Source organism: Bradyrhizobium pachyrhizi (genome assembly GCF_029714545.1).
Taxonomy (GTDB): Bacteria; Pseudomonadota; Alphaproteobacteria; order Rhizobiales; family Xanthobacteraceae; genus Bradyrhizobium; species Bradyrhizobium pachyrhizi.
The window spans coordinates 3,122,850-3,136,841 of sequence record NZ_CP121667.1 but is presented as its reverse complement, the minus strand read 5'-3'; the positions used below and the strand labels follow the sequence as shown (position 1 = coordinate 3,136,841).

Sequence of the window (13,992 nt, the reverse complement as noted above, 5' to 3'; positions counted from 1 at the left end):
TCCCACCGGCCCAGTAACAATCGGGTCATTGCACCGAACCTTTCAGGCGATCACATCGCCCCACGACTGGACGACGACGCATGCGTGAAATTGCGAATGATGACTTTTGGCCAAACGCGATTGCGATGGAGGAACATCATGGACGTCAACGAAGAGCGCCTCAATTCATTCATGGGAAAGATGATCGGCGATGTCGGCGCGGCGATGAACGCCTCGCTGATGCTGCTGGGCGACAAGCTCGGGCTGTACAGGGCTCTCGCGCAGGGCGGGCCGATGAATGCCGCGGCCCTGGCCAAGGCGACGGGAACAGCCGAGCGCTACATCCAGGAGTGGCTGTCGGCGCAGGCGGCCTCCGGCTACATCGAGTACGACAAGGCAACCGGAAAATTCTCGATGCTGCCCGAGCAGGCGCTCGCGCTGGCCGACGAGGACAGCCCGGTCTTCCTCGGCGCCGTCGGAAGCCTGGTCGGCGCGACCTTTCTCGATGAGCCAAAAATTACCGACGCCTTCAAGACCGGCAAGGGCGTCGGCTGGAACAGGCGCAGCGAGTGCCTGTTCTGCGGCACCGCCCGCTTTTTCCGTACCAGCTACAAGCACTATCTGGTGCAGGAATGGCTGCCGGCGCTCGAGGGCGTCGTCGACAAGCTGAAGAAAGGCGCTGTCGTCGCCGACGTCGGCTGCGGGCACGGCGTCTCGACGCGATTGATGGCGGAGGCGTTTCCGAAATCGACCTTCTACGGCTTCGACTATCACGACGGATCGATCGAGGCGGCGCGGAAGTCCGCGCGGGAAGCGGGACTGTCGGACCGCGTTCATTTCGAAACGCATTCCGCCAAGACGTTCCCGGCCAAGGGCTATGACCTTGTGTGCTTCTTCGACTGCCTGCACGACATGGGCGATCCGGTCGGCGCCCTCAAGCACACCCGCTCCACCCTCGCCGACGACGGCACCTGCATGCTGATCGAGCCGTTCGCCAACGACCGGCTGGAGGATAACCTCAATCCGATCGGGCGCGTCTACTACGCCGCCTCGACGATGATCTGCACGCCGGCGTCGCTGGACCAGGAGGTCGGGCTCGCGCTCGGCGCGCAGGCCGGAGAGGCAAGGCTGCGCGAGGTGGCGCGCCAAGGCGGCTTCTCGCGGTTCCGCCGCGCCGCGGAAACGCCGTTCAACCTGATCCTGGAAGCTCGCCCGTAACGGCGCTACGCAATTGGACGGCGGTGCCACACCGCCGTCCAGCACTCACCGTCCGATCATATCCTTCGGCGGTTATGCCGCCGGCGCCCTACCAGTCCTGCGACTGCCAGTAGTACTGGCCGCCACGCCGGCGCGGATTGGCGGCTTGCGGATTGCCATAATACGGATTGCCGTACTGGGCCGGCGCTTGCGGATTGCCGTATTGGGGATAGCCGTATTGGGTGCCCGACTGGGGATTCCAGCTGCGCTGACTGAAGAAGCCGAAGCCGTCGTCCCCGCTCGCCACCATGTCGTCGTTCATCATAGGCCGGGTCGGCTTGCGCGTGATGAAACCGCCCTGGGGCTGGTTGCTCAGCACGGCGACGAACTCGGTGCGATAGTTGGTCTCGGCGCTCAATGGCTCGTCCGAGATGATGATCGAAGAGCGCGCAACGGCAGTCGGCGCGATGCGATCCAGCACATCCTGCGGGATGGTGACACGGTCGAGCGCATTCCTGGCGTTGTCGCCGTCGTCGATCGACACCTCGGTCCAGCGCAGACCGCCCGCGTCGTTGCGCGCCATCGCCGTGTAGATGTGCGTCCCGATCGGTTTGTCCGGATCGCGAATGGTGACGGGAACCTCGATGCTTGAGTCGAACACCTCGCCGCCGTCAGCCCACGGCTTGTGGGTGTTGCGCCGGACGTAAAGCTTCTGCGTCGCGCGGCTGATGTAGACGGACACCGGCTCCAGCGCGAGCTTCGCCTCGGTCGCCGCCTTCTGGGTATCCGCCTTCTTGGTTTCGGCCGCCTTGGCGGCGTCCTTGGCGGCGGCTGCCGCATCGAGCTTCGGCTTGGCGTCACCCTGCGCGGCCTCGAACTGCGTGGTCGCTTCCGCGGCCTTGGCCACCGCCTTTTGCTTCAGATCCTCGGCGCGCGCCTTGGCCTGGTCGGTCTTGGCCGCGGCGAGCGTCTTGTCGGCCAACGCAACCGCAGCGTCGGCACGGGTCTTGATCTGTTGCAATTTGCGCAGCGACGCCGGCGTGAACAGTGCGGCTTCCTTGGTCGCGGCCACCGAGGCCTTTTTCGCCTCGTCGGCCGCCTTTGCTGCATCCGCGGCCTCGCGGCTGAGCTTATCGGCGCGCGCCGGCGCAGCCGCGATGGCTTGCGCGTTCGGCACGAACAGCGCCGGATGGGTGAAATCGACCGGGGCCGCGTCGTTCGGCGCGATGATCACCCGCATCCCGATCCGGGTCTTGTCGAACAGCTTCTCGGCAAAATCGTAGGGCATCCGCACGCAGCCGTGCGAAGCCGCATATCCCGGCAGCGGCCCGCCATGCAGCGCGATGCCGTTCCAGGTGATGCGCTGCATGTTCGGCATCCAGGCATCGTCATACATGGTCGAGTGATGGTCCTTATCCTTTTCGACCAGCGCAAAGACGCCGGCCGGCGTCTCGCGTCCCTTGACGCCGCTCGACACCGGAGCACGGTAGATCCAGCCCTCGGCGTCGTAGAATGTCACCTTCTGGGCCTTGATCGACACGATTGCCATGATCGGCTCGCCAGCGGTGCGCGGCGCGGTCGCCTCGACGGCTGCCGCGGGACGCTGCTCTTTCGCCGCGACGCCACCGGTCAGTGACGCAAGTGTGACCATCGCCGCGAAAGTCACAAAGGCGGGTTGGCCCCAACGCCGCATCGCTCCGGTGGTTTGCGCCGTCGTCGTTCGATGTACCATGCCGCTCCTCGGTCGAAATGCCTGCCCGCGCTCCGTCAATCCCGTACCAGACCGCGATTTTGGATTGATTAATCGCCGCCACGGTCCAACGCGCGAACTCGCTCCTGGGGACCATCGGACTCGTTCCAGCAGCAAATCACTTATGTATTCACTCATATATGACGGCACATGCAGGAGGAAGGGTGCCGCGCAGCAAAACGCGCCCGTAGCCGCATCCCGGGTCTGGTCGGCGGCGGCCAATGGTGCCGCGGTTGCGCCCTGCCATCATGCCGTCCGCCGCGTCTCCGGCATCACCAGCCAGATCACGAACAGCCCGAACGCGGCGACGCCGGCGAGGCCCATGAAGGCCGTGCTGCTGCCGAGCTTGTCGCTGACATAGCCGGCCAGCACCGTGCTGAGCGACGCGCCAATGCCGACCGCGGTGCCGACAATGCCCTGCGCCAGGTTGAAATGGCCGCTGCCGAAGGCGATGTCGGCCACGATCAGCGGCACCATTACGCTGAAGATCGCCGCGGTGATGCCGTCGAAAATCTGCACGATGACCAGCAGATAGGGATCACGCACGGTTGCAAACAAAAGGCCGCGGACCGCCAGCGCGACGAATGCGATCAGGAGCAGCGGCCGCCGGCCCCGGATCTGGGCTATGCGGCCGACCGACGGCGAGGACAAAGCGACGATCGCCTGCGGCACAATGATGCAGGCCGCGATCAGGACCGGCGCCCATTGGCTCGACCGAGTCGTAACCACGCCCGCCATCAGCGGTAGCATCGCGGCATTGGCGAGCTGGAACAGCATCATGGCGCCGGCGAAGATCAAGAGCGGCCGCTGCCGCACCAGCGCGAACACGCTGGTGGCGCGCTTGTCGGGGACTTCCCGTTTCACCTCGCCATGGGCCTGGGCGATGTCGATCTCGCGCTCGCGGATGCGCGCCAGCGACAACAGCGTCGGGATCGCCAGGATGAAGGTCACGAGGAACACCGAGCGGCTCGACAGCAGATAGCCGCAGGCGCCCATCAGTGCCGCGGCCGAGCCGCTGCCGAGCGAGGCGAAGCGCGCGTTGCGGCCGAGTCGCTCGCCGATCGCAAGCGGCCCGACCAGGCCGAGGCTGATCGCGGCGATCGCCGGACCGAGCACGCAGCTCGCGAGCGCGTGCAGCGTCGCGGCGAGCGTCACCACGGGAAAGATCGGCCAGAGCGCATAGGCCAGCGCGCTGGCGCCGATCGCAGCCACCGCACAGCCCGCAACAACCCGCTCCGAGCGCGCCGCATCGACGATCGCTCCGCCGGGCATCTGGCCCAAGAGGCCGATGATGCCGCCGATCGAGAGCACGAAGCCGATCTCGACCTGGGTCCATTTCTGCGTCGTCAGATAGACCGCGACGAACGGGCCGAAGCCGGTCTGCACGTCGGCCAGGAAGAAGATGAACCAGTCGAGGCCGCGCTGGCTTTCCCGCGACGGCCCGCGCGGTTCCTCCGGTGTGGGCTGATCGGGGACAATTGACACAACGTTGGTGCTGCCGGCTGATCGCTCGCCACGACCGTCGCCAACCGTCTCTAAAGAAGAGTTCGGACGCGCGACCAGCTTTACCCCCCTAATGTTCGTAATCCCATGGATGCAGGCTTCCCGCTGCGCCCAGCACGATCAGCGGCGTATCTTCCTTGTACTCGGGCGCAGCGCTCACCTGCTGCTTGTTGAGGTCAAGCGTGATGCTGTCGCTCTTGCTGGAAACACCGGCGAAACGCAGCGCGTTCCAATCGACCACGATCTTGCGGCTGCCGACGCCGAGGAAGCCACCGAAATCGATCACTGCGGCGCGGACCTTGCCGTCGCGGTCGACAATGACGTCGACGATACGGCCCATGTTCTCATTGGCGGAACTACGAACGTCGCGCCCGAGAATGCCGTGCGCATCGCGCGCGCCGATCACGGTCACCGACGGCGGCGGCGACGGTTCCTTGGACGATTCCTTTGAGGGTTCCTTGGCTTGCTCCTTCGGCGCCGCAGTAGCTGCTGGCGGCGCTTGGGCTGCCGGCGGCGCAGGAGTTGCTGGCGGCGCTTGCGCAGCCAGCGGCGATGGTGCAGGCGCCGGTGCTTCGTCGTCGGCGGCACGGACACCAGCGCATGCCAGCAGCGCCGCGGCGACCAGCATCATCATAATCCTCGGACGCATGTTACTCTCCCCGCGATTTCCTCAGCGCGCGCATGCCGCGCGACGACGCTCAATGCGTCAGCACGATCGACACCTGGATCTGGCCGCGCGTGCGCAACACTTCGAGCGACACCTCGTCGCCATGGCGGCGCAGCCTCAGATCGACGCTGGAAGCGCCAAGCCTGAGGTCGCGCAGCACCACGTCGTTGAGGAATTCCGGCAGCCGCGGATCGCGCAAGCGAATCTCGCCGCGTGCGGTGTCGAACTCGAGGCCAAGCGCCGCCTCCAGCAGCGTGAACGGCGTCGCACTCGCCCAGGCCTGCGGTGCACAGGCCACGGGATAGAGCACCGGGCCGCGCCGGCGCTCGCGGCGGAAGCCGCAGAACAGCTCCGGCAGCCGCCGCAGTTCCATATAGCTGGCGGCGTCGAACAGGCCCTTGAACAGATGCGCGACCGAATGCTTGAGGCCGTAGCGGGCAAATCCGAGCGCGATCAGCGCATTGTCATGCGGCCAGATCGAGCCGTCGTGATAGGACATCGGGTTGTAGCGCACTTCGCCCGCGGCGACGGTGCGGATGCCCCAGCCCGAGAAAAACTTCTGGCTCATCAGGTCGGCGGCGACCCGTCGCGCGCGGTCTTCCCGCACCATGCCGGAAAACAATGTCTGGCCGGCATTCGACGTGCGCACCTTGCACGGCTGCTTGGCGCCGTCGAGCGCGACCGCATAGGTGCCGAGTTCCTCGCACCAGAATGCTTCCTCGAACCGCTCGCGCAGCCGCTCGGCCTCGGCTTCCAGCTTCGCGGCCTTGTCGGCAAAGCCGAGCTTGCGCGCGGCGCGCGCGGCAAGCTGCTTGCCGGCAAACACGTAGCCCTGCACTTCCGCCAGCGCGATGTTGCCCTCGGCGAGCGTTCCATCGGCGTGGAAGATGGCGTCGAACGAATCCTTCCAGCCTTGATTGCGCAGCCCCTCCTCGGTGGCGCGCTGATATTCGACGAAGCCGTCACGGTCGGGATCGCCCGGGCCGTCGATCCATTGCAAGCCGGCCTCGACCGCCGGCCACAGCTCACGCAGCGTGTCCAGATCGCCGGTGCGCTCCAGATAGAGCCCGGCGAGCAGCACGAACAGCGGAGTCGAATCGACGCTGCCGTAATAATGCGCGAACGGCACCTCACGAAGCGCGGCCATCTCGCCGCCGCGCATCTCGTGCAGGATCTTGCCCGGCGCGGCATCGGCCAGCGGATCGACCGTCTTGGCCTGGAACAGCGCGAGCCGCTTCAGCACGCCCTTGGCGATCCGCGGATCGACCCACAGCATCTGCAACGCGGTGATCAGTCCGTCGCGGCCGAACGTCGTCGAATACCAGGGAATGCCGGCATAGGGGTAACGGCCCTGCGGCGTCTCGGTCATCAGCATGTTGAGGTCGGCCATCGCCTGGCACAGCACCTCGTTGAAGATGTTGTTCGAGGTCTCGATGCTGGCTGCGCCGGCCGACGAGGTCCGCATCTCGCGGCGATGCGCCAGCAGGCCGCGGAAGAACGGCACCGGCTTCTGCATGATCGGCTTGTTGCAGGAGACCGCGACGAACAGCGACGTCACCCGTCCGGGCTCGAGATCGAAATGATAGGTCGCCGCGTTGACCGACAGCCGTGTCGGCCGCGGATCGAAATGCAGCGCCGTGATCCGCGATTGCTCGTCGAGCCCGACATATTCCAGCACGACGTCGGTCGGGCCGAGCAGCTTGCTCGAGCCGATGCCACGCCGCGGCCGGCGCTCGCCGCGCACCTCGAACAGATCGGCAAAGTCGTTGTCGAACAGCAGCGTGAGATCGAAGCTCGCGGCATGATCGCCGTGATTCTGCAGGCCGATGCGCTGATAGGCCGTGCCGCGCCACAGGAAGATCGAGCGCACGATGTGCAGCGTGTCCTTCGGCAGGGTCAGACGGTCGTCGCGATAGACGTCGGAATTGGTGAGGTCGACCGTCAGCGCCGAATTGTCGTCGCGCATGTTGGAGCCGAGCAGGAGCGGCTGCACGTCCTCCAGCACCATTTCCAGCCGCGCCAGGTAGCGGGTGTCGGCGTTGAACAGGCCGTCCGGCCCGCCGGCCGAGGCGCCGATGTCGCCATGGCTGTCAAGCACGATGAAGGTGTCGTCATGCTTGAGCGAGCGCCGCGGCCGCGCCGCGGGCCCGGTCATCGGAATGTAAAACGGCGATTCGGCGACGTGCTCCGTGATGCGAGCGGTGATGATCTGCGTAACGACGTCAGCTGCCATCTGAACCTCTGGCGACTTGCTTGGCCCGTATCCTGGTTCGAACGAACGCACCGGAACGCACAAACGCACTTGACGACGCGGGGTCAGGCCGCGCTGGTGGAAAGGCGGCCCATCTCACGCGCGACCAGATCGCGGTAGGGGCCCCTTCCCTTCACGAGGATGTCGGGCGGACCGTCCTCGACGATCCGGCCGCCCTGCAGCACAAGCACGCGGTCGAAGCTGCGCAGCGTCGCGAGGCGGTGCGCGATCGCCACCACGGTACGCCCGCGCATCAGCCGCGACAACGCCTCGCGGATCGCCTCCTCGGAGTCGGCATCGAGCGCCGCGGTGGCCTCATCGAGCAGCAGGATCGGCGCATCCTTCAGGAAGGCGCGCGCGATCGCGATGCGCTGGCGCTGGCCGCCGGAGACCTTGACGCCGCGATCGCCGACGATGGTGTTCATGCCCTCGGGCAAGCTCTCGATGAAGTCGCAGCGCGCCGCGATCGCCGCCCGCAGCACCTCGTCGTCGGTCGCGTCCGGGCGGCCGTAGCGGATGTTCTCCAGGATCGAACGGTGGAACAGCGAGATATCCTGCGGCACGACCGAAATTGCCGCGCGCAGGCTCTGCTGGGTGACGCGCGAGATGTCCTGGCCGTCAACCGTGATGTTGCCCTGCTCGACGTCGTAGAAGCGCTGCAGAAGGGTAAACAGTGTTGACTTGCCGCCGCCGGAGTGGCCGACCAAGCCGACCCGCTGGCCGGGCTGGATGCGCAGGCTGAAGCGCTCGAACACCTGCAGGCCGCCGGGATAGCGGAACGCGACGTTGTTGAAGGCGATCGCGGCGCCGCTCTTCACCAGCGCCTCGGCCTCCGGATGGTCCTTCAGCTCGTGCGGCTGCAGCAGCGTCGCCAGCGCCTCGGTCAGCCGCGCGACATGCTGGGTGACGTCGACCAGCGCGACCGCGAGATCACGGGTGGCGCTGAGGATCGAGATGCCGAGCGTGCAGACCAGCACGACGTCGCCGGTGGTCGCCGCGCCCTGCTGCCAGAGACTGAGCGCCCAGGCCAGCATTGCGATGGTCAGAATCACGGTCACGCCGGCGTGAATGAGACGAAGCTTCTCGAGGTAGCGCAGGGAACGGCCGCGCGCGACGAGTTCCCGATTGACGGTCGCATCGAAGCGTTCGTGCTCATAGCCGAGGCCGCAGAACGCGCGTACCAGCGGCAGGTTGTTGATGACGTCGACCATTTCGCCGTCCACGGCAGCCGCCCTGTTGGCGAAATCGTCATGCAGCGGCCGGCCGGCGGCGGCGATGCGGAACATGGCCACCACCATGGTTCCCGCGATCAGTATCAGCACTGCTGACATTGTCACGCTGACTGTTCCAACCAGGGTGATCGCCGCAAAGGTCGCGATGCAGGGCGGCAACACATTCCATACGAACATGTTCTCGACGGTGAACACGGCATTCGAGGTCGCCGTGATCCGGCTGGTCAGCATGCCCGGCAGCCGATCCGTGAAATAGCTCGGCGCGTGGCCGGTGAGATGGCGGAACATGTCCCGGCGAAGATCGCCGGTGACGCTGACAAAGGTGTAGCTCGCGGTCCAGCTCGCGATCCGCCACAGGAAGTTGTCGGCCGCGATCAATGACATGAGCAGAGCGAATGCCAGCCATACGCCGTTCGCAGCCGACGGCCCCGCCGACAACGCATCGACCAGATTCTTCACGCCGTATTGCGTGCCTACCGAACAGGCAACCGCCGCAACCACGGCTGACAAAATCACAACATGCGACGGCAGACGCCGGCGCAGATAGCGCAACACAAAGGGAAACGGACGATGCGCGTATCCTGACAGATGGTCCATGACGTCCTGCAAAGCTGTTGAAGGTGAACGAGAAAGTTTTAGTCGAAGCTCTCGCGCACGATGACGTGAAGGGCGGCGGTGGGATTCCTTGATGCAGCCATCACTGCGCAACAATTTTGCAACGCTGGCATAGGCAAAAACCTGTTGGAGCGTGATGGCATCAGCAAGACCACAGTGTGATGGAAGAAAGAAGCGACAGATCTCCCACATCTAAGGAACCTCGCACGTGCGAGAACGTTCCCGTCTTTGGCATGTCGGTGCCATCTGAGGGCTGAGGGTAGTTCATTCCACATTACAAACAGGAGACGGAGAGATGCGCATCGCGCAGGTTGCCCCGCTGACGGAGGCTGTTCCCCCCAAGCTCTACGGCGGCACCGAACGGGTCGTGCACTGGCTGACCGAAGAACTTGTAACACTTGGACATGACGTGACGTTGTTCGCCAGTGGCGATTCTCAAACCTCCGCGAAGCTCGATGCGACCTGGCCGAAGGCACTGCGGCTCGACGGCTCGGTCCGCGATCCCAATGCGCTCCACATGGTGATGCTGGAACGCGTGCGGCAGAAGGCCGACGATGAGGAGTTCGACTTCCTGCACTGCCATCTCGACTATTATCCGTGGTCGCTGTTCGCACGGCAGCCGACGCCGTTCGTCACCACATTGCACGGACGGCTCGACCTGCCGGAGCATCAGCCGGTCTTCAACACCTTCTCGAAGATTCCGGTGATCTCGATCTCCAACGCGCAGCGGCGGCCGGTGCCGCAGGCGCATTGGGTGCGCACAATTCATCACGGCCTGCCGGAGAATCTGCTGACGCCGCAACCGGCGAAGCCGTCCTACCTCGCGGTGCTCGGGCGCATCGCGCCGGAGAAAGGCGTCGATCGCGCGATCAAGATCGCAACCCGCTGCGGCATTCCGCTGAAGATCGCGGCCAAGGTCGATCGCGCCGACCAGGAATATTACGATGAGTTGATCAAGCCGCTGATCACCAGCAACCCGTTGGTCGAGTTCATCGGCGAGATCAGCGACCGCGAGAAGCCGGATTTTCTCAGCGGCGCGATCGGGCTCCTGGTTCCGATCGACTGGCCGGAGCCGTTCGGCCTCGTGATGATCGAAGCGATGGCCTGCGGCACGCCCGTCATCGCCTATAACCGCGGCTCGGTGCCGGAGATCATCGAGGATGGCCTGACCGGCTTCATCGTCGAGGACGAGATCAGTGCGATCTCCTCCGTCGGCCGCCTTGGAACGCTCAACCGCGACGCGATCCGCAAGCAGTTCGAGACCCGCTTCACCGCGCGGCGCATGGCGCTCGACTATCTCGCCGCCTTCCGCAGCCTGATGGAAGCCGAGCCGCGCTTCAAGCTGGTGGCCAGCGCGGAGTAGCAGTTGCAGCGGCCGATCGAATGATCCGGCGGGCCGGCCGGCACCATCCGTGCCGGTCCGTCGGGTCGTTCGATTGTCAATAATACCGTCGTGTGCGGCGGCAACTCTCACGCAGCAAAACAATCCGCTTGCGCGCGTCGCGCGATTGCTGCGACGCACCAGCGATGACAAGGATTCCCCATAAGTTCGGCTGATATCGCCTTTGCGAACGCCGAATTACGTGCTCTTATGCGCCGCGCTTGAGCAAAAATAATAAGCGAGCGGACGGAACAACCGTGCCGTGATCGCGCAGGGGGGAACGCCATGACAGGGGACCGCAAGCCGTCGGCCATTAATAATGCCGCATCGTCCAAAGCCTCACCAAAGAAGCTGAACCGCCGCAAATTCCTCGCCAAGACCGGCGGCGTGCTGGCGGCAGGCGCGTTCGGCGCCGTTCCGCTGCGCGGCTGGGCGGCCGACCCGATCAACATCGGCGCACTCTATCCGACCACCGGCAGCATGGCGCAGATCGGCGTCGGCTGCGTGGCTGCGGCCAAGCTCGCGGTCGACATGGTCAACGAGGCCGGCGGCATCAAGTCGCTCGGCGGCGCCAAGCTCAACCTCATCGTCTCGGACGTGCAGAGCGACACCACGGTGACGCGCACCGAGACCGACCGCCTGATCACGGGCAACAAGCTGTCGGCGATCCACGGCTGCTATGCCAGCGCGCTGACCTTGATCGCGAGCGAAGTCTGCGAACGGGCGAAGGTCCCGATCATCACCGGATCGAGCTCCGACCAGCTCAACAAGGGGCGCACCTACACCTTCACGCCGTTCGCGCGCGCCTCGCAGTTTGCCAAGGCGCAGCTGCAGATGGCCAAGCTGGTCAGCGAGCAGGCCAAGGTCGCCGTCATTTTCGAGAACACCGCGTTCGGCACCTCGACCTCGAACGGGCTGAAGGAGCTGGCGCCGGGCGAAGGCGTCGAGATCGTGATGTTCGAGCCCTACTCGGCCGGCTTCACCGACGCGAGCCCGCTGATCAACAAGGTCAAGGCCTCCGGCGCCAACACGCTGTTCTCACTGTCCTATCTCAATGACCTCATCCTGATCGTGCGCACCGTGAAGCAGGTCGGGCTCAACATCGCGATCAACGGCGGCTCCGGCGGCTTCGTGATGCCGGACTTCTACAAGAATGTCGGCAATGCCGCCGAGGGCCTGCAGGGCGTCGCGCACTGGAACCACGACGTCAGCGACGACGCGCAGAAGGTGAATGTCGAATTCAAGAAGCGCACCGGCGAGTTCGCGTTCGAATATGCCGGCGGCCTGGTCGCGCAGACCTTCATGCTGGCCGACGCGCTGGAGCGCGCCGCCTCCGCCGACCCCAAGAAGGTGCGCGAGGCGCTCTCGACGCTGGATGTCTCCTCGGGCTTTGCTGCGATGGCGCCGGGCGGCAAGGTGAAGTTCGGGCCGGACGGCAAGAACGTCTACGGCCGCCCGGTCGGCGTGCAGTGGCAGAACACCGATCTCGTCAGCGTCTTCCCGAAGGAAGACGCCCGCGCCCCGCTGATGAAGACCTGAACCGCGGTCGCATCGCATGTGGGAGACACTGGCCCAGGCCGTGATCAACGGCCTGCTCATCGGCGGCATCTACGCGCTTGTCAGCATCGGCGTCACGCTGATCTTCGGCGTGGTCAAGATCGTCAACTTCGCCCAGGGCGAGTTCGTGATGATCGGGATGTATATCTCGTTCTTCCTCGCCACCCAGTTCGGCATCGATCCGCTGGTTTCGCTCGTGGTCTCGATGCCGGTACTGTTCCTCGCCGGCGTCCTGATCCAGCATTTCCTAATCCGCAGGGTGCTGGGGCCGAACGACATGCCGCAGATCTTCCTGACCTTCGCGCTGTCGCTGTTGCTGCTCAATCTCTCGCTGATGTTGTTCAGCGCCAACTACCGCACCGTCCACACGTCTTATTCGGATGCGGCGTGGCACATCGGCGGGCTGTACATACCGGTAGCGAAACTGATCGCCTTCGCGGTCGCAATGGCGCTGAGCGGGCTGCTGTGGGTGTTCCTGCACACCACCGATCTCGGCCGCGCCATGCGCGCCGCATCGCAGAACCGCGACGTCGCGATGCTGATGGGGATCAATCCGAACCGCGTGTTCGCGGTGGCGTTCGGCACCGCGCTGGCGCTCGCGGGCGCCGCCGGCTCGCTGCTGATGCCGTTCTATTCAGCCTATCCATTCGTCGGCCAGGTGTTCGTGCTGATGGCGTTCGTCGCCGTCGTGATGGGCACGCTCGGCAACGTGATGGGCGCGCTGATCGCAAGCCTGATGATGGGCGTCGCGGAATCGCTCGGCATCCAGTTCGTCGGCGCCGATTCCGGCCTGATCGTGGTGTTCGCGCTGCTGCTGCTGACGCTCGCGTTCAGGCCGAGCGGGCTCGGCGCCAGGAGGGGCCGGTGATGCAGACGTCCAGCAACATGAAATGGCTGTGGCTCGCGATCGGGGCCGTCGTCATGCTCGCCATGCCCCAGCTCGTCACCTCATCATTCGCGATCGACATCTTCATCCGCATCCTGCTGTTCTCCTTCATCGGCGTCGCCTGGAACCTGATGGGCGGTTACGCCAAGCAGCTGTCGCTCGGCCACGCCGCCTATTTCGGGCTCGGCGCCTACACCTCGACCATCATGCAGGTGAACTACGGCATCTCGCCCTGGATCGGGATGATCGCGGGCGGCGTGGTCGCGATGCTCGCAAGCCTGCCGATCGGCTGGCTCTGCTTCCGCCTGCGCGGCCCCTATTTCACCATCGCCACCATCGCGACCGCCCAGGTGCTGATGCTGATCTTCCTCAAGTTCCGCGACTTCGCCTGGGGCGCCGAAGGCACCACGATCCCGAACCTCGGCAGCGCGCCGCTGATGATGCAGTTCGAGGAGAAGTCGTCTTACTATTACGTCGTGCTCGGCCTGCTCGTGGTCGGGCTGTGGATCACCCACAGAATCGAGAAATCCTGGATCGGCTACTATCTCGTCGCGATCGGCGAGGATGAGGACGCGGCCGAGGCGATCGGCGTCAACGCGCCGAAGGTCAAGCGCGACATCTACATGATCAGCGCGTTCCTGACCGCGCTCGCCGGCACCTTCTACACGCAATACATCTACTTCATCGATCCTGCGACCGCGTTCAGCTTCAACGTCTCGATCGAGGCGGCGCTGGTGTCGATCGTCGGCGGCATCGGCACGCTGTGGGGTCCGGTGATCGGCACCGTGCTGCTGGAGACCACCTCTGCGCTGCTGCAGAGCTGGCTCGGCAGCTCGGTCGGCGGCATCCAGCTCACGGTCTACAGCCTGATCCTGATGGCTGTCATCCTGTGGCGGCCGACCGGACTGATCGGGTTCGCGACCGACATCTATCACCGCACCGCCCGGCGCAAGCCGGCGCGCGCCTGAGGTCGT

General features: G+C 65.2%; 10 protein-coding genes. 5 read left to right on the top strand and 5 right to left on the bottom strand.

Annotated elements, in window-relative coordinates:
• The first annotated feature begins 138 nt into the window (after positions 1 to 138).
• Positions 139 to 1,197, top strand: a complete 1,059-nt coding sequence (locus tag QA639_RS14440) for a class I SAM-dependent methyltransferase (RefSeq protein ID WP_038377509.1) — start codon at positions 139 to 141, stop codon at positions 1,195 to 1,197.
• 88 nt (positions 1,198 to 1,285) lie between these two features.
• Here the strand turns inward: QA639_RS14440 and QA639_RS14435 are convergent, their stop codons facing one another.
• The 5 genes from QA639_RS14435 to QA639_RS14415 all read right to left on the bottom strand — a co-directional run bounded on the left by QA639_RS14435 (position 1,286) and on the right by QA639_RS14415 (position 9,176).
• Positions 1,286 to 2,908, bottom strand: a complete 1,623-nt coding sequence (locus QA639_RS14435) for a L,D-transpeptidase (protein WP_283090105.1) — start codon at positions 2,906 to 2,908, stop codon at positions 1,286 to 1,288.
• A gap of 264 nt (positions 2,909 to 3,172) precedes the next feature.
• Positions 3,173 to 4,411 carry an MFS transporter gene (locus QA639_RS14430; RefSeq protein WP_028334337.1) on the bottom strand — a complete coding sequence of 413 codons (1,239 nt, stop codon included), beginning with the start codon at positions 4,409 to 4,411 and terminating at the stop codon, positions 3,173 to 3,175.
• An 88-nt stretch (positions 4,412 to 4,499) separates the two neighbouring features.
• A complete protein-coding gene (locus tag QA639_RS14425; RefSeq protein WP_428841161.1) occupies positions 4,500 to 5,078 on the bottom strand; it encodes a PRC-barrel domain-containing protein in 579 nt (192 codons plus the stop codon).
• Between the two features lie 49 nt (positions 5,079 to 5,127).
• Entirely contained in the window at positions 5,128 to 7,329 is a 2,202-nt protein-coding gene (locus QA639_RS14420) for an amylo-alpha-1,6-glucosidase (protein ID WP_157347602.1), read from the bottom strand.
• A gap of 83 nt (positions 7,330 to 7,412) precedes the next feature.
• Positions 7,413 to 9,176, bottom strand: coding sequence for an ABC transporter ATP-binding protein (locus tag QA639_RS14415; protein WP_157347600.1), 1,764 nt, complete (start codon positions 9,174 to 9,176; stop codon positions 7,413 to 7,415).
• A 313-nt stretch (positions 9,177 to 9,489) separates the two neighbouring features.
• On the opposite strand from QA639_RS14415, the gene QA639_RS14410 reads away from it, so the two are divergent.
• The 4 genes from QA639_RS14410 (at position 9,490) to QA639_RS14395 (ending at position 13,986) form a co-directional block, all read left to right on the top strand.
• Entirely contained in the window at positions 9,490 to 10,557 is a 1,068-nt protein-coding gene (locus tag QA639_RS14410; protein ID WP_028334341.1) for a glycosyltransferase family 4 protein, read from the top strand.
• 303 nt (positions 10,558 to 10,860) lie between these two features.
• A complete protein-coding gene (locus QA639_RS14405) occupies positions 10,861 to 12,114 on the top strand; it encodes an ABC transporter substrate-binding protein (RefSeq protein WP_050385120.1) in 1,254 nt (417 codons plus the stop codon).
• 16 nt (positions 12,115 to 12,130) lie between these two features.
• Positions 12,131 to 13,000 (top strand): branched-chain amino acid ABC transporter permease, encoded by an 870-nt coding sequence (locus tag QA639_RS14400; RefSeq protein ID WP_028334343.1) that lies wholly within the window; start codon positions 12,131 to 12,133, stop codon positions 12,998 to 13,000.
• The gene (locus QA639_RS14395; protein ID WP_050385121.1) at positions 13,000 to 13,986 is read left to right on the top strand and encodes a branched-chain amino acid ABC transporter permease; all 987 of its coding nucleotides are present in this window, start codon (positions 13,000 to 13,002) and stop codon (positions 13,984 to 13,986) included. The genes QA639_RS14400 and QA639_RS14395 overlap by 1 nt, the downstream gene beginning before the upstream one ends.
• The last annotated feature ends 6 nt before the right edge of the window (positions 13,987 to 13,992 follow it).

What these genes read in the sequence shown, in the direction of transcription:
- QA639_RS14440 (WP_038377509.1), top strand. Translation starts at nt 139, where the DNA reads ATGGACGTCAACGAAGAGCGCCTCAATTCATTCATGGGAAAGATGATC.
- QA639_RS14435 (WP_283090105.1), bottom strand. Translation starts at nt 2,908, where the DNA reads ATGGTACATCGAACGACGACGGCGCAAACCACCGGAGCGATGCGGCGT.
- QA639_RS14425 (WP_428841161.1), bottom strand. Translation starts at nt 5,078, where the DNA reads ATGCGTCCGAGGATTATGATGATGCTGGTCGCCGCGGCGCTGCTGGCA.
- QA639_RS14420 (WP_157347602.1), bottom strand. Translation starts at nt 7,329, where the DNA reads ATGGCAGCTGACGTCGTTACGCAGATCATCACCGCTCGCATCACGGAG.
- QA639_RS14415 (WP_157347600.1), bottom strand. Translation starts at nt 9,176, where the DNA reads ATGGACCATCTGTCAGGATACGCGCATCGTCCGTTTCCCTTTGTGTTG.
- QA639_RS14410 (WP_028334341.1), top strand. Translation starts at nt 9,490, where the DNA reads ATGCGCATCGCGCAGGTTGCCCCGCTGACGGAGGCTGTTCCCCCCAAG.
- QA639_RS14405 (WP_050385120.1), top strand. Translation starts at nt 10,861, where the DNA reads ATGACAGGGGACCGCAAGCCGTCGGCCATTAATAATGCCGCATCGTCC.
- QA639_RS14400 (WP_028334343.1), top strand. Translation starts at nt 12,131, where the DNA reads ATGTGGGAGACACTGGCCCAGGCCGTGATCAACGGCCTGCTCATCGGC.
- QA639_RS14395 (WP_050385121.1), top strand. Translation starts at nt 13,000, where the DNA reads ATGCAGACGTCCAGCAACATGAAATGGCTGTGGCTCGCGATCGGGGCC.